The 21,137-nt window shown below is 34.6% G+C and carries 16 protein-coding genes; 7 read left to right on the forward strand and 9 right to left on the reverse strand.

What is annotated here, in order from left to right; all coding sequences use genetic code 11:
- Window positions 1–8 precede the first annotated feature (8 nt).
- The gene (locus C8C87_RS07040) at window positions 9–2,072 is read right to left on the reverse strand and encodes a M1 family metallopeptidase (protein WP_121342089.1); all 2,064 of its coding nucleotides are present in this window, start codon (window positions 2,070–2,072) and stop codon (window positions 9–11) included.
- The gene (locus tag C8C87_RS07045) at window positions 2,069–2,656 is read right to left on the reverse strand and encodes a transposase (RefSeq protein ID WP_121342090.1); all 588 of its coding nucleotides are present in this window, start codon (window positions 2,654–2,656) and stop codon (window positions 2,069–2,071) included. Before C8C87_RS07045 ends, C8C87_RS07040 begins: the two co-directional genes overlap by 4 nt.
- Window positions 2,657–2,755: 99 nt before the next feature.
- Here C8C87_RS07045 and C8C87_RS07050 point away from each other — a divergent pair, with 99 nt between their 5' ends.
- On the forward strand, window positions 2,756–3,493 hold the full coding sequence (locus tag C8C87_RS07050; RefSeq protein ID WP_121343319.1) for a diphthine--ammonia ligase: 738 nt from the start codon (window positions 2,756–2,758) through the stop codon (window positions 3,491–3,493).
- A gap of 19 nt (window positions 3,494–3,512) precedes the next feature.
- Here C8C87_RS07050 and C8C87_RS07055 read toward each other — a convergent pair whose 3' ends face one another.
- The 5 genes from C8C87_RS07055 to C8C87_RS07075 all read right to left on the reverse strand — a co-directional run bounded on the left by C8C87_RS07055 (window position 3,513) and on the right by C8C87_RS07075 (window position 8,945).
- Complete coding sequence (locus tag C8C87_RS07055; protein WP_121342091.1) at window positions 3,513–4,733, reverse strand: ATP-binding protein; 1,221 nt, start codon at window positions 4,731–4,733, stop codon at window positions 3,513–3,515.
- Between the two features lie 307 nt (window positions 4,734–5,040).
- Window positions 5,041–6,525 carry an aminopeptidase P N-terminal domain-containing protein gene (locus C8C87_RS07060; RefSeq protein WP_121342092.1) on the reverse strand — a complete coding sequence of 495 codons (1,485 nt, stop codon included), beginning with the start codon at window positions 6,523–6,525 and terminating at the stop codon, window positions 5,041–5,043.
- 253 nt (window positions 6,526–6,778) lie between these two features.
- Window positions 6,779–7,204 (reverse strand): hypothetical protein, encoded by a 426-nt coding sequence (locus tag C8C87_RS07065; RefSeq protein WP_121342093.1) that lies wholly within the window; start codon window positions 7,202–7,204, stop codon window positions 6,779–6,781.
- Between the two features lie 205 nt (window positions 7,205–7,409).
- Window positions 7,410–7,955 (reverse strand): DUF1697 domain-containing protein, encoded by a 546-nt coding sequence (locus C8C87_RS07070; protein ID WP_121342094.1) that lies wholly within the window; start codon window positions 7,953–7,955, stop codon window positions 7,410–7,412.
- Between the two features lie 42 nt (window positions 7,956–7,997).
- Window positions 7,998–8,945, reverse strand: coding sequence for a hypothetical protein (locus C8C87_RS07075; RefSeq protein ID WP_121342095.1), 948 nt, complete (start codon window positions 8,943–8,945; stop codon window positions 7,998–8,000).
- Window positions 8,946–9,151: 206 nt separating this feature from the next.
- On the opposite strand from C8C87_RS07075, the gene recG reads away from it, so the two are divergent.
- From recG to C8C87_RS07105, 6 genes are all read left to right on the forward strand, one after another.
- Window positions 9,152–11,257 (forward strand): ATP-dependent DNA helicase RecG, encoded by a 2,106-nt coding sequence (recG, locus tag C8C87_RS07080; protein ID WP_121342096.1) that lies wholly within the window; start codon window positions 9,152–9,154, stop codon window positions 11,255–11,257.
- A gap of 294 nt (window positions 11,258–11,551) precedes the next feature.
- On the forward strand, window positions 11,552–12,610 hold the full coding sequence (locus tag C8C87_RS07085) for an efflux RND transporter periplasmic adaptor subunit (RefSeq protein WP_121342097.1): 1,059 nt from the start codon (window positions 11,552–11,554) through the stop codon (window positions 12,608–12,610).
- A gap of 68 nt (window positions 12,611–12,678) precedes the next feature.
- Entirely contained in the window at window positions 12,679–15,774 is a 3,096-nt protein-coding gene (locus C8C87_RS07090) for an efflux RND transporter permease subunit (RefSeq protein WP_099715445.1), read from the forward strand.
- An 89-nt stretch (window positions 15,775–15,863) separates the two neighbouring features.
- Complete coding sequence (locus C8C87_RS07095; protein ID WP_121342098.1) at window positions 15,864–17,177, forward strand: TolC family protein; 1,314 nt, start codon at window positions 15,864–15,866, stop codon at window positions 17,175–17,177.
- 28 nt (window positions 17,178–17,205) lie between these two features.
- Window positions 17,206–18,069, forward strand: coding sequence for a bestrophin family protein (locus C8C87_RS07100; RefSeq protein ID WP_099715443.1), 864 nt, complete (start codon window positions 17,206–17,208; stop codon window positions 18,067–18,069).
- 73 nt (window positions 18,070–18,142) lie between these two features.
- Complete coding sequence (locus C8C87_RS07105; protein ID WP_121342099.1) at window positions 18,143–19,066, forward strand: AraC family transcriptional regulator; 924 nt, start codon at window positions 18,143–18,145, stop codon at window positions 19,064–19,066.
- Window position 19,067: 1 nt separating this feature from the next.
- Here C8C87_RS07105 and C8C87_RS07110 read toward each other — a convergent pair whose 3' ends face one another.
- On the reverse strand, window positions 19,068–19,442 hold the full coding sequence (locus C8C87_RS07110; protein ID WP_121342100.1) for a DUF779 domain-containing protein: 375 nt from the start codon (window positions 19,440–19,442) through the stop codon (window positions 19,068–19,070).
- A gap of 77 nt (window positions 19,443–19,519) precedes the next feature.
- Entirely contained in the window at window positions 19,520–21,025 is a 1,506-nt protein-coding gene (locus tag C8C87_RS07115) for an aldehyde dehydrogenase family protein (RefSeq protein WP_121342101.1), read from the reverse strand.
- Between the last annotated feature and the right edge of the window lie 112 nt (window positions 21,026–21,137).

A 21,137-nucleotide genomic window follows, 5' to 3' on the forward strand; every position in this document is an offset into this window, starting at 1 on the left:
ATATTTAATTATTCTTTCAACAATCGGTTCAACTGAAATTGCTCGGCTTCATTTAAATTCGGAATAATTCTTTCCAATGAAACTCTCATTTCCGGATTTTTCAATAATTTTCTAATATTATCCCTTCCAAATTTCGAGAATTGCCACATGTGATGTGTGGTTGCGTTGACCAAATTCTCCAAAACAACATCATTTATTATTTTGAAAGAAAGCAATTTCTCCAAAGCATTTTGCCTGGTATTTGCTTCATAATTAATTGACGAATACTGTATTAATTCGTTTACGAGGGAAACCTTTTCTTCAGCATAATTGGGTGTTGACAAAGCGAGTGTCAACCACAATGTCCTTAAATTGTAATCATTAAAACCAATCCAGGTTCTTGATTTATCTAAATATTGAATGCGTTGCTCCGGAAAATTATTCCATAAATTATACAGCGCCATTTCTTGTGTTTGATAGGATTTGTCCTCTAATAAAGTTTCATATTGGGCTCTAAAACTTTCAGGAATTTCATTTAATGATGCAGCAACCGCTTGACGTAATTGTATGTTTTTAGTTTCTAAAGCTAAAATAAAAAGGCTCGTTACATCTTCCCATTTAGCATTTTTCAATTGGTTTACTATTGCTTCTTTTACCGTAAAATGCACCTCAGACTGGAGTGTTTTTTCAAAAAATTCTTTTTTCTCAAATAACGGTTGGTTCTTTAATTTCTCCACTTCAAACAATACTTGTATTGATTTATTTTTAAGCAATAAACTATTGGCTTGTTGTGTTTTAAAAACAGTTTTTTCAAGCCATACTTTACTAAAATTATCCAAATCATAATCCGATACTTTTTTGATTTCAGCAAAGAAATCTTCCGTATTTACACTCTGAAACGCATGTTTTTTCAAATAGTTTTTCACCGCTTTTTTAAACACCTTATCGCCTATTTCTTCGTGCAAAACAAAAAGTGCCCAAGCGCCTTTTTGATAGAAAGTCAACGAACTGGCTTTGGCATTCAAAACGGGAATCGTATCCGTTCGGGAAGCAAATTTCAATTGTTGCGCCGACTCATATAATTTAGAATAAAAATAATCTTCGCCATAGATTACCTTTTCGGCTAACAGCGCGTAATACGTGGCGAAACCTTCCTGCAACCAATGGTGTTTTCCGCTTTCGGCGGTGACTAAATTTCCAAACCATTGATGTCCTAATTCATGCGCATTGACATTTGTGTAACTTCTGTCCTCAAAACCTGTTGAATCGACCACATAACGGGTGTTGAAAAGCGTTGCCGATGTATTCTCCATTCCGGCATACAAAAAATCACGAACAGGCGCTTGTTTGTAAATTCCCCAAGGAAACTTCACTCCTATTTCCTTTTCTAAAAAATCAAACATTCTTTTTGAATCGCGATATGTTGGTTCAAATTTAGTTGCGTCTTTTGTTTCCAAATACATTTCTAAAGGAATTCCAGAATTTGATTTTTGACTGTTTTTTTCAAATTTTCCGATGGCGAGCATCAATAAATACGAACTCATCGGTTTTTGCATTTGGTATTGCCAAACCGAAAGTCCATCAAGTCCTGACTTAAATTTCAACACTCCATTTGAAATTACCTGATAGTCTTTATTATATACAATATTCAAATTGAAAATTACTTTTTCATTCACATCATCAAAACTCGGAAACCAATGACTGGTATATTTTCCTTGTCCCTGTGTCCAAATTTGTATATTGTCATTTGCTTCTGAACCAATGAAATACATCGTTTGCTTTGGCTTAGCCGAATACTGAAAAGTCAGGTTGTTTTTCCCTTTTTTAAACGGAAAAATGATTTGTAATTGTTTCTGTGTATTGAGAAATTTAATGGATTTTCCGTTGAGTTTTAAATTCGAAAATTCCATATTTTGAGCATCAATTTTAATCGTGTCAATCGATTTCAAAACATCAAAATCATAATCGACATCTCCTGAAACTATTTTTTCAATCGGATTTATGGTAATTTTTCCAAGAACAGATTTAAAATCAACAAATTGAGTTTGTTGGGCAAATGAGAACGTGGAAATAAAAAAGAATAGGTATTTCATTCTGAACTTGAATTTATGGAATCTGTATTCCAATTTTTTGGATTATTTTTTATGTAATGATATATGGTATCGAATGAATTATAATTTCGGACAATATGATCATGATAATTTGATTGCCAAATGGTATTGGCGTCGTAATTCATAATTACATTTATTTGTTTGGTTGTAACCGATTTAAAAATCGCAACAAACGATGAAATGGAATTGGGCTTTCGTGATAATTTTTGTGGTTTTGATTCCGAATGGGATTCCGATTCCAATTGTAGAGACGCACTAGGTAGAGACGCACTGCAGTGCGTCTCTACTTCGGATGATGAAATAATTTCAACTAACAAATGAATATGGTTGGGCATAATAACCCAATTATGGAAAAACCAACGTTTCCTAATTGTAATTGATTTCAATAATTCCGTTTCAATTATTTTCCCATTATCGTTTAATATCATTTTATTGTCATCAATCGCACCAAAAATACATTCTCTGTTTTGGGCAACTAACGTAATGAAATAGATAGCTTCACTGGAATAGTCCCAATTTTTTAATCGATTTGATTCGGTTTGATATCTATTTTTAAATAATGGCATTTAAAATGATTAGCTAAGATTCCCAAAGTTACAAAGGTTTACCAAACTAACCCGACTAATTTTGTAAGTTTGCCTCCAGAAAATTACAAGAAAATTACATTGAAAACGAAAGCCCTATTTAATTGGAGCAGCGGAAAAGATTCTGCGCTGGCCTTATATAAAACACTACAAAATCCTGAAATTGAAATTGCCTGTTTACTGACCAGCGTAAACCAACAATACCAGCGTATTTCTATGCATGGTGTTAGAGTTGAATTATTGCAACAACAAGCTGAAAGCATTGGATTACCGCTTGAAATCATGCAAATTCCCGAAATGCCCACCATGAAAGTTTACGAAAATGTGATGCGGAAAACATTGGCTACACTAAAAAACCAAGGCATAACCCATTCTGTTTTTGGGGATATTTTTCTGGAAGATTTGCGTAAATACCGCGAAGACAAATTAGCTGAAATAGGTTTTCAAGGTGTTTTTCCGCTTTGGAAAATCCCAACTCACGAACTCATTCAAGAATTTATCAGTTTAGGTTTTAAAACAATTGTGGTTTGTGTCAACGAACGATTCTTGGATAAAAGCTTTGTTGGTCGCGTGATTGATCAGGATTTCATAAACGATTTGCCTGAAAATGTTGATGTTTGTGGTGAAAACGGTGAATTTCACACCTTCACATTTGATGGTCCTATTTTTTCGAAACCAATTGATTTTGAAATTGGAGAAATTGTGTACCGAAAATATGAAAAACCAGAAAAAGAAGATTCCTCAGATACCGCTTGCGATACCAGTGCTTCTGATGCATTTGATTTTGGATTTTGGTATTGTGATTTAGTATCAAAATAGTTTCTCTAAATAGAAAAACCTAGACTACTAATTCTTTTTCGCGACCTAATGTGAATTTAAATTTTGATCCTTTTCCCATTTCAGACTCAATATCGATAGTTCCGTCTAAAGCTTCCACTATCTTTTTTACCGTTGCTAAGCCTATTCCGTTTCCTTTTACACCGTATCGATCTACTGTTGAAATTACTTCAAATATTTCAAAAATAACTTTATGATATTCTTTTAAAATTCCCGGTCCGTTATCGCTAACGGCAATTTTATAAAAGTCATTTTCTTCAATTATTTCAATTTCAATCTCAATATTTTCTTTATCGTTATACTTTATAGCATTTGTAACGAGATTAATCAATATTTGCTCAATCGCAGTTTTATTGGTGTACACAGAGCTTACATTTGATTTGAAAGTAATGGAACAGTTGTTTTTGAAAATAAAAAGATTCGAAAGTTCTTTTTCTAAAACAGCAATTTCTACTTCACTATTGTTTTCTTTCTCAATCACATTTGACTTGCTGTACGCTAACAAGCTGTCAATCATCTCTCGTAACTTAGCCGAAGAACTTTTAATTAAATTAATAATTTCTTTTCCATCCTCATCAATTGTTTCGTTGTAATTATCAATAAAAAAATCAGTCAGCCCAGATATATTAGCCAAAGGAGATTTTAAATCATGCGCCGCGATGTAAGCAAATCGTTCCAGTTCCAGATTCTTTTTTCCCAAGGCTTCCATTGTTTTTTCTAATTGCAATTTATTCAACCTCAGTTCCAATAATTTCATCGTCTGTTCAGAAAGTGCTTTTAACGAACCAATTTGAGCAGGAGTCAAAATTTTTGGCTTGTGATCAATTACACATATGGTTCCAAGTGGCAATCCATCTTCATTTGTCAAAGGTACACCGGCATAAAAAATCACGTTGGGTTGGCCGGCAACTATTGGATTATCATGAAAACGAATATCATTTCTTGCATCCGGAATAATGAAAACATTTTTGGGGTCATTGATTGCATATGCACAAAAAGAATAATCTCTTGGAGTTTCTGAAATATCTAATCCTGCATGCGATTTAAACCATTGGCGTTCTTCATCAACAAAAGTGATAAGAGCTATTGGAGTTCCACATATTTGCGATGCTATCAAGGTCAAATTATCATAGTCTGCTTCTGGAAGGGTATCTAGAATAGAATAGGATTCCAATAATTTAATTCTTTCTTCTTCTTGGATATACTTTTCTGGTACAATCATTTTTGTGGTATTTTTTTATGCTTTATTTTTGGAATGCTTTGTATAATACCATCTTAAATATTTTTAGTAGCACTTATTCGCTCATCATTAATATACAAATAGTAAAACGTTTGCAAAAGTATTTATTTTCTTAAGCTTTACTTTCTATAAGCATTCTTTTTATATAAATTTTAATACAAAAAGAAAGAACCGCTCTAAGTTAATTTGTGTTTATTAACTTAGAACGGTTCCTTACGTATTCAAATCTATCGCTATTAAATAGTAAAAAGTAATAAGACATTAATCTAATTACTTGAAAATAAATTAATTAATCTAAATTTGGTACAGAGAAAGTATCCAAAACACTTTTTTCATTCATAAGTGCTTCAATTTCATTTGATTTTCTAGGTGCTTCTCCAGATAAATTTACGGGTCCATTTGTAGTTATCAAAATATCATCTTCAATTCGCACCGCAATTCCCCACCATTTTTTATCACAATCACTACCAATAGGAATGTAAATTCCCGGTTCTACAGTAACGACCATATCAGCCTCAAAAGCATTGTACAAGCCCGGATCATGGACATCTAACCCAATGTGATGCGAAGTTCCGTGCGGAAAATATTTACGGGATTCTTGTTCCGTTTTAACAATTCCTAGTTTCACTAAACCGGCACTGATTATTTTGCGTGCCGCAGCATCTGGTGCATTAAAATTATTTCCAATTTTAGCAGCAGCAATTCCCGCTTCTTGAGCATCATATACTAAATCATAAATAAGCTTTTGCTCAGTAGAAAATTTTCCGTTAGCAGGAATCGTTCGAGTTACATCGGCAGTATAGCCGTGATATTCAGCACCTAAATCCATCAAAACCAAATCATTTTCGACTTTCATTTTGCTGTTTTCAATATAATGCAACACACAACCGTTGTTTCCAGCGCCTACGATTGACGGATAACCTTCAAACTCGCTGCCGTACTTTTTATAAACAAATTCGTGAATTCCCTGTATTTCCGTTTCAGACATTCCTGGATGCATCGCTTTCATAATTTCGCGTTGTCCCATTGCCGAAATTCGCACGGCTTTTGTCAACAAAACCAACTCTTCTTTGGATTTTTTCTCACGCAAACTCGCCATATAAGTCAAAATCGATTTGGTATTTATAGTGGCTTTTTTTGAAGTGATGCTTTTTTTAGCATTAATTTCGTTTTGCACATTCGAATCCATTTGAGATTTTACTTTTTCATTGTAGCCAATTTGGGATTTAAAGGCGCCAATTAACTTGTATAAATCGGCTTTTTCATTTTTCGAATTTCGAGTGTCTTCTTCAAATTCCTTAAAGAAAACAGTGTCAAAACTGGCGTAATCAATCCCCGAATTTAAAAACGCTGCTCCATTGAAAGCATTTTCAAAACCCAACTCTTTTTTGGCACCTTCCGTTCCTAAACGCACTCCTGTCCATTGCTCCGCTCTTGGATTTTTTTCCTGAACATACAATAACTCATTGAATGACCTTCCATCTTTATTAGTTTGATTGTTCGAAAAAATTACCAGAACTGAATTCGGCTCTTTATATCCTGTTAAATAATAAAAATCAGGATCTTGATGGTAGATAAAATCCACATCATTGGCTCGGTTCCTAATAGGATTACCAAAAAATACCGCCACACTATTCTGAGGCATTTTAGCACGCAAAGCTTCTCTACGCTCTTTATGGAATTGAGCCGATAAATAATCGTTTGGATTTCCGTTTTGTGCTATTGCTGCACAAACAAAAAGAACTGAAAAAACAAAAGAAAGTTTTAAATTCATAGCATTAAAATATTAGAGTTTTGCAAAATAAAGCGACGTTTTGGATGAATGAATTAATAGGTAAATATAATTTTTTTGTGCGTACCAATTACTATTTTTATTGAAACTCCCTTTCTTTTATTCGTTTAAAAATAGAAAAAGAGCACCAAAAGTTTTTCAACTTCTGAGTACTCTTTAGCAAAAGTGCTTCATCATTCTAAAATTAACCAAAACTAAATTTTATGAAAAATGTTTTTTAATAAGCACTTATAATTTACTTTTTATACTTTAATCCGGGACCATCGCAATAACTCCAAGTGCTGGACAAGGAATTATTGTCCGTTAAATACAATCCTTCTTTTTGATTTCCGTAACAGCTTCCTATAATTTCGCTGTCATTGGGATATGTTAATTCAAAAAATATTCCGTCTGATTGAGTGGTAGTCGTGTAGGTTCCGGAAAGTGTTGTTGTTACCCCATTTCTTTCTCTGGATTTTGTAAAAGTTCCGTTGGTGTTGAACAAATAATATTCTTGCCATTCCATTGCTGCACCTGTAGTTCCAGAATTTTGAAAAGAACCTGTCATCGCAACCAAAGTCCATTTTCCGTAAAAATCCGTAGTAACAATTGCTTCAGCTTCGTCCTTTGAACAGGAGCTAAAAATAGCAAGGAAAGCAACAAGAATGATTTGTTTTTTCATGTATCAGATTTTACAGATATTCTTTAGATGCTAATTCTTGTAAAAGGTTGCGTCAAATTATAATTATTTTTTTCTAAAGTAAAAAAATGCATAAAACGATACTATTTATAGGTTCTCGGTTGCCTATAAATAAATAGCCACAGATTAACTGATTTAAAAAAATCGGAGAATCTGTGGCTTATTTTATTACTTGTGAAGTCCTTATTTATCTTTCCTCATAGAGTTTCAGTAGCTGCGTCACCGTATTCCAATTGCGGATTGTTGCGGTAACATTCAATTTTTTCTCGATGTATTTTTGGTCAAATCTAGTTTTTCCGGCTCCAACAGCGTATTTAATAAAAATTCTGCTGCCGTCAATACTGGCTTCATCCGGTTTGAATTGGCTAATTTTCAAATCATTGATACTGGTACTTTGCAAGGTTGTAGAAATAAACGCCACGTATAACTTTTTAATATCAATGTCTTTTTCTTTCAAAAAAGGATTGTTCTTGAAACACGCTTCCAAGTCTTCTTTGGCAATTACCACAATAGGCACTTCATGTCCAAAAACCTTGAAAATTTCCTGCTTGATTAGAAAACCAACCTTCGCAGGGCTTTCTTCCTCCGTTTCCACAAAAACATTTCCCGATTGAATATATGTTAGCACATTTTGAAAACCAATGGCTTCCAAAGTCGTTTTTAGCGCCTCCATTTTTATCATGTTGTGACCGGAAACATTAATACCACGAAGCAATGCGAGATGAGTTGTCATTTTTTAAGCTTTTTATTTTGCGAAGGTAGTATGTTTTTGTTTTTATTTAAATAAAGCTGGATCTTTAAGATATTTTTTCTTTTCGGATCGACTTAATTCCTCTGAAAATACTATTTCATTACAAACAGACGTATATTCTGTATTGGAAACTAATTTTTCTACACCCTTTTCAGTTACAAAATATGGAGTTACAAATTCATACTTGCTTTTGTAATTCTGCAAAGATTGCATAGTAATAGAGTTAAAACTTTTATCAGATAAAAAAGCTATAGAAATATCTGCTCTGTAAACATTTGAATTAAACTCATCTATTACTCCTAATTCAGTTTGTGGATAGACAGTTTGACCTAATTTTACAAATATTAGATTTTTTTTAAATCCATTGTACATCGCTATTGTTCCATCTGAATGTTCTACAGTTATAGAATTTCTTTTGCTCGTATAAATCATATCTCGTGAAGAATTTTGATATTGATTATCAATTTTAACGACAATTCCTTTTCTCATACTACAAATTGTATCTGGCGTTGTAGAATTGATTACATAAGATTTCCAATTTTTAGGTTTTACTTGGTCAAAATATTTTTCACCTAAATTTGAAGCTTCAATAATATTATGTTTTTTCCCTTTCTTAAAAGGTAAAACATAATGAAACAAGCTGTCGACTTTTGGATTAGGTTTACCAAATATTACATAATACTGTAATGCATAACCTACTGATTGCTTGTTATTTGATGGCTTAAGTGTAAGTAAATTGCCTGAATGACCATCGATAACGGTTTTATAATTCGAAACGTAGCTATTTGTAACATTTGAAAAATTTAAATAAATAAAATAACTACCCGGTTCTTCCTTTTTATAACTCAAAACAATACTATTATCAGAATTAACAGTTCTTTCAATAGTTATTTTTGGCGATTGGGCATTTAAATTGAAATTTATTCCTACAATAGTTAAAAGTAGTAACAAGTATTGAATTTTATATTTCATATGATTTTAGAATTTTTATTTTTATTCTTTTTTTTTCAAATATACATATTTTCCTACGCTATTTCCAAACATTCCCATTTCCAAATTTCCAAACAAAAAACTATCTTCGCTCCATCGAATTAAAAATCCGTTTTAATCTGCGTTTTGCCATCTCGAGCGAAGTCGAGAGAAGCAAATCCGTTTCATCCGTGTCCAAAAAAAACTAAATGAGCAACCTCCTACTCACTCCCATTGAATACCTCAAAGGCGTTGGACCCAATCGGGGCGAATTGCTGCGTAAGGAATTGGGAATTTATAAGTATCAGGATTTGGTTAATTTTTTTCCAAACAGATACATAGACAGAACACGGTATTACAAGATTAACGAACTGCAAAACAACATTGCCGAGGTTCAGATTATCGGTAAAATCATCAACATAAAAACCGTTGAATTTGGACGAAATCAAAAACGATTGGTGGCGACTTTTGTGGATGATACAGGACAAATGGAACTCGTTTGGTTTCAAGGTCACAAATGGATTCGAGAGAGTTTGAAGCTGAATGAAATCTGTGTGATTTTCGGAAAATGCACGTCTTTCGGGAATGCGTTCAATATGGCACATCCGGAAATCGAACTGATGAGCGAACACGAACAAAGTCTGCGTTCGGCGATGCAACCCGTTTATCCTTCGACAGAAACCTTAACCAATCGTGGGATTTCAAACCGAGTGATTAATAAACTGATGCAACAATTGTTTCTTGAAACGCAAGCATTGTTTACGGAAACTTTACCAGATTATTTAATCAACGAACTGAAGCTAATTCCTAAAAAAGCAGCTTTATTTAACATTCATTTTCCAAAAAGTGCAGACGTTTTGGCGAAAGCCAAATTCCGATTAATATTCGAAGAATTGTTCTTTATTCAACTGCAATTAATCACTAAAAATCTGATTAGGAAACATAAAATAAAAGGGCATCCGTTTGCGACTGTGGGTGAATATTTCAATGATTTTTATCAGAATCATTTGCCTTTTCAACTGACCAATGCCCAAAAAAGAGTTATCAAAGAAATACGAACCGACATGGGAAGCAACGCCCAAATGAACCGTTTGTTGCAAGGCGATGTAGGTTCAGGGAAAACCATTGTGGCTTTTATGAGCATGCTCTTGGCACTTGATAATGGATTTCAAGCGTGCTTGATGGCGCCCACCGAAATATTGGCTAACCAACATTTTATTGGTTTATCTGAATTAGCAGAAACTCTAAATATAAACATTAGAATCCTAACGGGTTCCACCAAAATAGCACAACGCAGAATTATCCATGAAGAACTGGAAAACGGCACGTTACACATTCTCATCGGAACGCATGCTTTACTGGAAGACAAAGTAAAATTTAAAAATTTAGGGCTAGCTGTAATTGATGAACAACATCGTTTTGGCGTAGAACAACGCTCTAAATTGTGGAAGAAAAATGTGATTCCGCCACACGTTTTGGTGATGACTGCCACGCCTATTCCTCGAACTTTGGCGATGAGTTTGTATGGCGATTTAGACATTTCAGTAATTGATGAATTGCCTCCGGGACGAAAACCGATTCAGACCGTACACCGTTTTGACAGCAACAGATTGAAGGTTTGGAAATTCCTTCGGGACGAAATCGCTTTGGGTCGCCAGATCTATATTGTGTATCCGCTGATTCAGGAATCGGAGAAAATGGATTTCAAGGATTTGATGGACGGTTACGAAAGTATTTCCCGAGATTTTCCGTTGCCGCAATATTCAATTTCCATACTTCACGGAAAGATGAAACCGGCGGATAAAGATGCCGAAATGAAACGCTTTTCGGAAGGAAAAACCAATATTATGGTAGCTACAACCGTAATTGAAGTTGGCGTGAATGTTCCTAACGCCAGTGTGATGATTATCGAAAGTGCGGAACGTTTTGGATTATCACAACTGCATCAGCTTCGCGGTCGCGTGGGTCGTGGTGCGGAACAAAGTTATTGCATCCTGATGACGAGCCATAAATTGAGTTCTGACAGTAAAACCCGAATGGAAACAATGGTGCAAACGAACGATGGTTTCGAAATTGCCGAAGTCGATCTTAAACTTCGCGGTCCGGGAGATTTAATGGGAACCCAACAAAGTGGCGTACTTAATCTTCAAATTGCCGATTTGGTTCGAGACAGAGACACTTTGGCATTAGCCAGAAATTATGCTTTGAAACTACTTAAAGAAGATGCGAGCATGCAAAAACCGGAACATGCTGCTTTAAGAGCTGTTTTTATCGAAATGACCAAAAAGAAAAATATCTGGAATTATATTAGTTAATTCAATACGTGATGTGCATTTTTTATCTGTTTAAAATTACGCTACTAAATTTATTTTCTTAAAAAAGGGTTCTTTTTTCAATTCTTGATTAAACCATTTTCATTTTTAGCAGTCTCTACTAATTAGAGGTTGTTATTGCTTGCAATGATTTGTAAATCTTGTATTTTCTAAATGTTAATATTTGTATGTACAAACGTTAAATAAAAATTAACAAGATCATAATTGCCATTTCTAAAACCTAAATTTGTTTTTAACTAAAATTACTGAAACCTAATCCTACATTACTCTATACCTATGAAAATCAAATACCTAGTTTATGCCTTGTTGACCATTGGAATCATTGGATTTATTGGCTACCGAATCACAGAAAACAAAAATAAAAATGCCGATTCGAAAGATCAAAAAGGAAAAGGCAAATCCATGAGCGTTAACGGAATTGTGGCAATCCCACAAACTTTTGACAATAATTTATCCCTTTCGGGTTCAATTGAAGCCAACGAACAAGTAGAAATTCGTAGTGAAGTTTCTGGAATTGTGGAGGCTATTTATTTTCAGGAAGGAAGCAATGTGAGCAAAGGACAAGTACTTTTTAAAGTAAATGATTTAGAATTAAGAGCACAATTGAGACAAACGTCTACCAGAGAAGGATTGGCTTCGGAAAACGAAAGAAGAGCTAAATTGTTATTACAAAAAGAAGCCATCAGTCAGGAAGAATATGATTTGGCCAGAGCCGATTTAAAATCTGCACAAGCGCAAAGTCAGTTGATAAAAGCACAAATTGCAAAAACATCGGTTAGAGCCCCATTCTCAGGAAGAATCGGATTGCGTTCTATTTCGCCAGGAACCTACATTACACCTACAATTTTGGTGGCGAAACTAGTAAATACAGGAAAACTAAAAATCACTTTTTCAATCCCTGAAAAATACGCCAGTCAAGTAAAAACGAATACCTATATCAGTTTTACCGTTTCGGGTTCTACTGAAAAGTATACCGCTAAAGTATATGCTATTGAGCCAGAAGTTGCCGTAGCGACCAGAACATTACAAGTTCGTGCGATTGCCGAAAATAAAAACGGAAAATTATTACCGGGAACATTTGCTGATGTCGAATTGCCTTTGGACATCATAAAAGATGCCATCGTTGTACCTACAGAAGCTATTATTCCGGTGCAAAACGGTAAAAAAGTTTTCATCTCCAGCAATGGTCAAGCCAAAGAAGTGATGATAGAAACTGCCACAAGAACGGATGCTTCTATTTTAGTGCTTTCTGGTTTGAAAGCGGGTGATACCATTATTACCAGTGGTGTTATGTCTCTAAAAAATGAAACTCCGGTGACCGTTAAAATTAAATAGATTGAGATATTAGATTCCTTCAGAGCCATCTACAATCTAAAATCAGCAATCAAAAATCTAAAATCTAAATGAGTTTATCTACAACAAGTATTAGAAGACCCGTATTTACAATAGTAATCAATTTATCCATCGTATTGTTTGGAATAATTGGCTATACCTTCCTGGGCGTTCGAGAATTTCCATCGATTGATCCTGCACAAGTTTCCATCAGTACTCGATATGCCGGCGCAAATGCTGATATTATTGAGTCACAAATTACAGAACCGTTAGAAAAAGCAATCAATTCCATTGATGGGATAAGAAACGTGACTTCTTCGAGTGCGCAAGGAAGCAGTAACATCACCATCGAGTTTAATCTGGACAAAGATCTGGAAGAAGCTGCAAATGATGTACGAGATAAAGTTTCTCAAGCGGTTAGAAACCTTCCACAAGATATCGACTCTCCACCAGTAGTTTCTAAGGCTGATGCCAATGGTGAGGCGATTATTTCAATGACAGTTCAAAGTGATACGAGAAACGCATTAGAATTAAGCGATTACGCCGAAAATGTAATTTCACAACGTCTAGAAACGATTCCCGGTGTGAGTGGTGTCCAAATTTGGGGACAAAAAAGATACGCAATGCGTTTGTGGATTGATCCCATAAAACTGGCTGCTTATGGTTGCACCGTTTCTGAAGTGAGAGATGCATTGAACAAACAAAATGTAGAATTACCTTCTGGAAAACTAACGGGAGACAATACCGAATTAACGGTAAAAACAGTGGGAAACCTTTCTACAGCTGAAGAATTTAACAATATTATTATTCGTACCGAAGGGGAAAAAGTAGTTCGTTTTAGCGATGTGGGATTAGCAAGTCTTGGACCAGAAAATACGGAAACCAAAATGACGCAATCAGGTACGCCTTTAGTTGGTGTTGCTATCGTACCACTTCCAGGAGCTAATTATTTGGATATTTCTACTGCTTTCTATAAAGAATTCGAACGTTTAAAAAAGGATTTACCAAAGGATATTAAACTTAATATTGCCATTGACAATACTATTTTTGTGAAAAAATCAGTTATTGAAGTAGCTGAAACATTGGGAATTTCAATAATTCTGGTGATTTTGATTATCTATTTATTCTTTAGGGATTGGGCAATTGCTTTTAGACCATTGATTGATATTCCTGTTTCCTTAATTGCTACTTTCTTTATCATGTGGCTTTTCGGGTTTTCCATAAATGTATTGACTTTATTGGCTATCGTTTTGGCAACAGGATTGGTGGTCGATGACGGAATTGTAGTCACCGAGAATATTTTCAAAAAAGTAGAAGAAGGAATGACGCCTATCGAGGCAGCCATCAAAGGATCTAACGAAATATTCTTTGCGGTAATTTCGATTTCGATAACCTTGGCAGCGGTATTTCTTCCCGTGATTTTCCTCGAAGGATTTGTCGGGCGATTGTTTAGGGAATTTGGCGTCGTCATAGGTGCTGCGGTATTGATTTCGGCTTTTGTATCGTTGACATTAACACCAATGCTAAACGCCTATTTGATGAAAGGCGGCGAACAAAAAAAATCAAAATTCTACATTCGTACAGAACCTTATTTCCAAAAACTAAACAGTGGTTACGCCAGTGCATTAGACCGTTTTATGAAGAAAAAATGGTTGAGTTTCCCTATTTTGATTGCTTGTTTTGGATTAATTTATTTGTTTTTCAACCTTTTGCAAAAAGAAACCGCACCTTATGATGACCGTAGTGGTTTCGTATTGCGTATGTCTACTCCCGAAGGCTCTTCTTATGAATATACCGATCGCTTTATGCAAGAAGTATCTCAATTAGTAGATGACTCGATTCCCGGTAAAAAAGTAGCCTTAGTTATTACGTCTCCTGGTTTTGGATCTTCATCCGTAAATAGTGGTTTTATTCGGGTATCATTGGTTCAACCTGATGAAAGAAAAGATTCTCAAAAAGAAATTGCAGAGAAATTAACCAAATGGACCAAACAATATCCAGATGCAAAAACATCCGTAATTGAGCAACCAACAATTGCTGTAAACAGACGCGGTGGATTGCCGATTCAATACATCATACAAGCGCCAAACTTTAAAAAACTGGAAGAAAAAATTCCTGTTTTTATGGATGAAGTAGCTAAAAACCCAACTTTTGCGGTTAGTGATGTCAATTTAAAATTCAACAAACCAGAAGTTAATGTAACCATTGACAGAGAAAAAGCTGAAAGTTTAGGAATTTCAGTTATTGATATTGCACAAACCTTACAGCTTTCCTTGAGCGGACAACGTTTTGGTTATTTCATGAGAAATGGAAAACAGTATCAGGTTATTGGTCAATTTGACCAAAAAGACCGTTCGAAACCATTGGATTTAACATCAATGTATGTCAAAAATAATTTGGGACAATTAATCCAAATGGACAATGTGGTAACTATTGAAGAAAAAAGTAATCCGCCACAATTGTACCACAACAATCGTTACATGGCTGCAACTGTTTCTGCAGGTCTTGCTCCAGGCAAAAGTATCAGCGATGGAATTGATGCGATGAACGAAATTAAAGCTAAAGTTCTTGACGATACATTTACCACCGATTTAGGTGGAGAATCAAGAGATTTTGTTGAAAGTAGTTCGAATACTGCTTTTGCATTTGGATTGGCTTTAGTATTAATATTTTTGATTTTAGCGGCACAATTTGAAAGCTTTATTGATCCTTTTATCATTATTTTGACCGTTCCAATGGCTGTTGCAGGAGCGTTATTCTCATTATGGTTGTTTGACCAGACTTGGAATATTTTCAGTCAAATTGGAACTGTAATGCTTATTGGTCTGGTAACCAAGAACGGAATCTTAATTGTCGAATTTGCAAACCAGCTTCGAGAACAAGGAAAACCGAAAATGGAGGCCATTTTAGAAGCTTCGGAAGCGAGATTACGACCTATTTTAATGACAAGTTTGGCCATTTCATTAGGAGCTTTACCAATTGCAATGTCGCTTGGAGCAGCTTCAACCAGTAGAATTGGGATGGGTGTTGTAATTGTTGGAGGAACTATTTTCTCTTTGGTTTTAACGTTATTCGTTATTCCAGCAATGTATTTAATGTGGTCTAAAGCCAGAAAACATTATCCTGAGTTTGATCATATTGAAGAATATGAAAAAGAAGTTAAATAATTTGAATGGAACGCTGATGACGCGAATTAAATAGATTTATCAGAATTTTTTATATAAAATTCATTGATTCGTGGCTAAAAAATATAATTATGACACATACTAAAATACTATTTCAAAGCTTTATACTACTCGTATTTTGTGTAGTTAAAACCAATGCGCAAGAAGTTTTGACATTGGAAAGCGCAGTAAAAATTGCATTGGAAAACAATTACGAAATAAAAATTGCCACCAACAATTTAACCATTGAAAAAACAAACGTAGCTATTGGAAATGCAGGAATGTTGCCCACAGTTACTGCAACAGTTGTGGATAACAACAGCATTCAGAATAGTTCACAAACGCGTCAGGACGGAACAGAAACCGAATTAGACAATGCCAAAAACAATAGTTTGACGTATGGTGTCGGATTGGATTGGACTATTTTTGATGGAATGCGAATGTTTGCCAGACTGGATCAGTTGAAAGAATTGCAAAAATTAGGTGAAGCACAATTAAAACTGACTGTAATCACACGAATCAGCGACGTGAATGCAGCATATTACAATTTAGTTCAGCAACAGCAGCAATTGGCCGCTTTGGATTCGACAATTGTTATTTCAAACCAGCGATTGACTTTGGCACAAAACAGATTTACCATTGGAAAAGCCTCTAAATTAGAAGTTTTGAATGCTCAAGTAGATTTGAATACCGATCAGGTTGCATTGTTAAGACAAAAAGAATTGTATGCTAATAGCAAGATTTTATTAAACCAACTATTGGCCAGAGATGTTGCCACTGATTTCAAAGTAATTGATCAACTTCAAGTAGATGGATTATTATTACTGCCGGAACTTACTGCCTTAGCTAAAAAACAAAACCCACAATTAGAAGCCCAGATTATCAATAAAAGAGTAGCCGAATTAGAATTAAAACAAATTAAAGCGGCACGTTATCCTACTGTTCGAGTGAATACCGCTTACAATTTTTCAGAAAGTCAATCGAGTCTTGGGTTTGTGGCACAAGCACAATCCAGAGGTTTGAACTATGGTTTTAGTGCTTCCTTGAATATATTTGACGGTTTTGCACAGCACCGAAATGAAAAAATTGCCAAGATTCAAATTGAAAATTCTAAATTAAATATAGAGCAGCAAAATTTAGCTTTAAACTCACAATTAGCTACTTCCTATCAAACGTATTTAACTAATTTAGAATTGATTGCTTTAGAAGAAAAAAATGAATCGATTGCGAAACAAAATCTAAATATTACTTTAGACAAATTCAGAATTGGGACGATAACTACTTTAGAATTCAGAACCGCTCAATTGAATTATGTGAATGCCAAAGTGCGTTACAGCAATGCACAATTTCAAGGAAAATTATCTGAAATTGCGCTTCGAGAATTAGCAGGAAATCTTAATTTTTAATTTACTTTTGCTAAAAATAGTATCTTAAATGGTTTCATATAATACAAAAGACTGGTTTACTTTTATTTTTCGTTTCCACAAAGCGGACACTTTTAGAACATTAATGCCAATAATGCTCGCTATTGGAATTTATTCTGGAATTATCGGTTATTTAGAGGTTGAATATTGGAAATTAGCTGACAACAGTTATGTAAAGAATATCACAATCATGCACGGAATGCTTGGTTTCGTGATTTCATTATTGCTTGTTTTCAGAACCAATACTGCCTATGACCGTTGGTGGGAAGGACGCAAAATGTGGGGTGCTTTAGTAAACAACAGTCGTAATTTTGCCATTAAATTATCTGCAATATTGCATGATGAAAAAGATCGTAAATACTTTCGAAAAATGATTCCTGGTTATGCTTCCATTTTGCATAAACATTTGAATGATAATGATACCAGCAAACAATTGTTTGAAGATGTTGATTTAGAAATAGATCATCACAAACACAAACCCAATCAAGTCGCTAAAATGTTATTTCAGAAGATTAATGATTTATACGATTCCAAAAAAATAACCGGTGATCAACTGATTATTTTAAACGAAGAAGTAAAATCATTTACTGATATTTGTGGTGCTTGCGAACGAATCAAAAACACGCCTATTCCCTACTCCTACAGTGCTTTCCTTAAAAAATTCATCTTCTTTTATGTCATGACACTGCCTTTTGGATATTCTTTTAGTTTGGGTTATTATGTTGTTCCTGTTGTGGTATTTATTTTTTATGTTTTGGCAAGTTTAGAGCTAATTGCTGAGGAAATTGAAGATCCTTTTGGAAGCGATGAGAATGATTTACCAACTCATAAAATTGCGGAGAACATCAAAAAACATGTGGAAGAATTAATTTAAATTTTGTTAAACAGTGTTCCGGTTCTAATTATTTTCATTAAATTTAAGCTTTGCCTTTTTAAAGTTTAAAACTATGAATAGTAACCGCGCTTTTATAAATCCACCGCATTTATCAAACGAGAAATCGTTAAAAACATTAGTTGAAAACAGAACCGTTTACTCTTTAAACCATTGTGAACTGAACCTTTTTGAAACGTATGAATCTTCGGCATTAGTTCCTTTGAAATTCAATGATTTGGTCGTTACAAGCATGTTGCGAGGCAAAAAAATAATGCATCTTTTTGACGATCCAAGTTTTGTCTATTTACCGGGTGAAACCGTCGTGATTCCTTCTAATGTGGAAATGAAAATCGATTTTCCGGAAGCTTCAAAAAATAATCCTACACAGTGTTTGGCTTTGGCGATAGACCAAACTAAAATTACCGATACTTTACAGTTTTTAAACGAACGCTACCCAAAAGAAGGAAAAGACCAATTCTGGCAATTGAATTACCAAAATTATTTCTTTTACAACAATGTGGAATTGGCAACGACGATTAATAAATTGATTAAAGAATGCATGAGCACGTCAATTACTAAAGATGCTTTAGCCGATTTGACTTTGCAGGAATTATTAATTCGAATTATTCAGACACAAACTGCAAAAGCAATAGATGACGGTTTATTTGCTGATCCAAAAAATCCCATTATACAAGTAGTAGAATTCATCCGATTGAATTTGAAGGAAAATATCAGTATGAAACACTTGAGTGAGAAAGCGTGTATGAGCACAACATCTTTCTATCGTTTTTTCAAAAGAGAATTGGGCATGAGCCCTATAGAATTTGTGATTAGCGAAAAAATGAAATGCGCCAAACAGTTGCTGAAAAACCCTTCGATACAAATCAATGAGGTTTGTTATTTATCAGGATTTGAAGATTGTAATTACTTCATTCGTTTGTTTAAAAAACATGAAGGAATTACCCCAAAACAATATCAATTACTGTACGTAAACTAGATTATTCAATAAATGTCACTGGCTCAAGCGATAATTCTTCTTCTGGAGTAAAAATTCTATATTCAATTCGGAATGTTTTTTTCAATGGCGTTTCTAAGGAAAATCCTCCCACCCCAAACGCATCAATTACATCCAAAGTAAAATGAGCATGTTTCCAATATTCGAATAAATCTTTGTCAACCCAAAATTCAGTTCCTTCGATTGTACCAATACATACATCACCCATTCGCTGATAAAATCCGCCTTTTTCAAAACATTGTGGCTGCGTTCCCTCGCAACATCCTCCTGCTTGATAGAACATCAAATCACCGTATTTTTCCTTTAGGATCTTGATTAATTCTATTGCTTTTTCTGTGGCATCAATTCTTTTTATCATCTTTTTTAAATTTAAAATAAAACCTGACAAATTATAGAATCTGCCAGGTTTATGATTAACCAATAATCAGTAATTAACTAAAAGAAACCTAATTTCTTTTTGTCATAAGAAATCAGCATGTTTTTTGTCTGACGATAGTGTCCAAGCATCATTTTATGGTTTTCACGACCAATACCTGATTGTTTATAACCTCCAAAAGGAGCTCCCGCAGGATAAGAATGGTACTGATTAATCCAAACACGACCTGCTTGAATCGCTCTTGGAACCTGATAAATTTCGTGTGCATCACGTGTCCAAAGTCCGGCTCCCAAACCATACATCGTATCATTTGCAATAGCAATAGCCTCTTCAGTAGTTTTGAAAGTGGTAACTGCTAAAACCGGTCCAAAAATCTCTTCTTGAAAAATACGCATTTTATTGTGTCCTTTGAAAAGAGTTGGTTTGATATAATAACCTCCTGCTAAATTTCCGTCCAAATGATTTTCTTCGCCTCCAATTAAAACTTCAGCACCTTCTTCTTTTCCTAATTTAATATAAGTCAGAATTTTTTCTTTTTGAACCAAAGAAGCCTGTGCTCCCATCATAGTGGTTCTGTCTAAAGGATTTCCTAATTTGATTGCGGCTGTTCTTTCAATTACTCTTGCGATGAATTTATCATAAATATCTTCGTGAACTAATAATCTGGATGGACAAGTACAAATTTCTCCTTGATTCAAAGCAAACATTACCGCACCTTCAATTGCTTTGTCAAAGAAATCATCATCAGCATCACCAACGGACTTCATGAAAATATTTGGGGATTTTCCTCCAAGTTCTAAAGTAACCGGAATAATATTTTCGGTAGCATATTGCATCACTAAACGACCGGTTGTTGTAGAACCAGTAAAAGCAGCTTTTGACACTTTTTTATTGGTTACCAAAGCTCTTCCAAGTTCAGCACCAAAACCATTAACAATATTTATAACTCCTGGAGGCAAAATATCACCAATCAATTCCATCAAAACCATAATGGAGATTGGCGTACTTTCTGCTGGCTTTAAAACCACGGTATTTCCTGCAGCTAATGCTGGAGCTAGTTTCCAAACAGCCATTAAAATAGGAAAATTCCAAGGAATAATTTGAGCAATTACTCCCAAAGGTTCGCTTAAAGCGATAGAAACAGTTTGGGAATCCAATTCGGCGATGGAACTTTCCTCAGCACGGATTACACTTGCAAAATATCTGAAGTGATCAATTGCCAAAGGCATATCGGCAGCTAAAGTTTCACGAATGGCTTTTCCGTTGTCAATAGTTTCCACAGTTGCAAGATATTCGAGGTTATCTTCCATAACCTGAGCAATTTTATTCAATAGATTACTACGTTCTGTAACAGATGTTTTTCCCCATGTCTGGAAAGCTTCATACGCAGTATCAACAGCTAAATCTAAATCTACTTTAGTGGAATGCGCAGCTCTTGTAAATACTTTCCCGTCAACCGGAGAAACCACGTCAAAATACTGCCCACCAATTGGAGCAACAAATTTGCCACCTATATAATTATCATATGTTGCCTTAAAATCAGGTCTTTTTACCACGTTATCCATGTCGTTATCTTTTTATGTTTTATCAAATATACCTTCATCCTTATTCTTAGAATAGCACAATTCATTCAACTAATAGCATTAAATTTTCATATTTGTTTTTTTAACCTAAATT

This window comes from Flavobacterium sp. 120, from assembly GCF_003633605.1.
GTDB classification, from domain to species: Bacteria; Bacteroidota; Bacteroidia; order Flavobacteriales; family Flavobacteriaceae; genus Flavobacterium; species Flavobacterium algoritolerans.

Excerpts from the sequence above, each read along its gene's own strand:
- C8C87_RS07040 (WP_121342089.1), bottom strand. The coding sequence starts at position 2,072 with ATGAAATACCTATTCTTTTTTATTTCCACGTTCTCATTTGCCCAACAA.
- C8C87_RS07045 (WP_121342090.1), bottom strand. The coding sequence starts at position 2,656 with ATGCCATTATTTAAAAATAGATATCAAACCGAATCAAATCGATTAAAA.
- C8C87_RS07055 (WP_121342091.1), bottom strand. The coding sequence starts at position 4,733 with ATGATTGTACCAGAAAAGTATATCCAAGAAGAAGAAAGAATTAAATTA.
- C8C87_RS07060 (WP_121342092.1), bottom strand. The coding sequence starts at position 6,525 with ATGAATTTAAAACTTTCTTTTGTTTTTTCAGTTCTTTTTGTTTGTGCA.
- C8C87_RS07065 (WP_121342093.1), bottom strand. The coding sequence starts at position 7,204 with ATGAAAAAACAAATCATTCTTGTTGCTTTCCTTGCTATTTTTAGCTCC.
- C8C87_RS07070 (WP_121342094.1), bottom strand. The coding sequence starts at position 7,955 with ATGACAACTCATCTCGCATTGCTTCGTGGTATTAATGTTTCCGGTCAC.
- C8C87_RS07075 (WP_121342095.1), bottom strand. The coding sequence starts at position 8,945 with ATGAAATATAAAATTCAATACTTGTTACTACTTTTAACTATTGTAGGA.
- recG (WP_121342096.1), top strand. The coding sequence starts at position 9,152 with ATGAGCAACCTCCTACTCACTCCCATTGAATACCTCAAAGGCGTTGGA.
- C8C87_RS07085 (WP_121342097.1), top strand. The coding sequence starts at position 11,552 with ATGAAAATCAAATACCTAGTTTATGCCTTGTTGACCATTGGAATCATT.
- C8C87_RS07090 (WP_099715445.1), top strand. The coding sequence starts at position 12,679 with ATGAGTTTATCTACAACAAGTATTAGAAGACCCGTATTTACAATAGTA.
- C8C87_RS07095 (WP_121342098.1), top strand. The coding sequence starts at position 15,864 with ATGACACATACTAAAATACTATTTCAAAGCTTTATACTACTCGTATTT.
- C8C87_RS07100 (WP_099715443.1), top strand. The coding sequence starts at position 17,206 with ATGGTTTCATATAATACAAAAGACTGGTTTACTTTTATTTTTCGTTTC.
- C8C87_RS07105 (WP_121342099.1), top strand. The coding sequence starts at position 18,143 with ATGAATAGTAACCGCGCTTTTATAAATCCACCGCATTTATCAAACGAG.
- C8C87_RS07110 (WP_121342100.1), bottom strand. The coding sequence starts at position 19,442 with ATGATAAAAAGAATTGATGCCACAGAAAAAGCAATAGAATTAATCAAG.
- C8C87_RS07115 (WP_121342101.1), bottom strand. The coding sequence starts at position 21,025 with ATGGATAACGTGGTAAAAAGACCTGATTTTAAGGCAACATATGATAAT.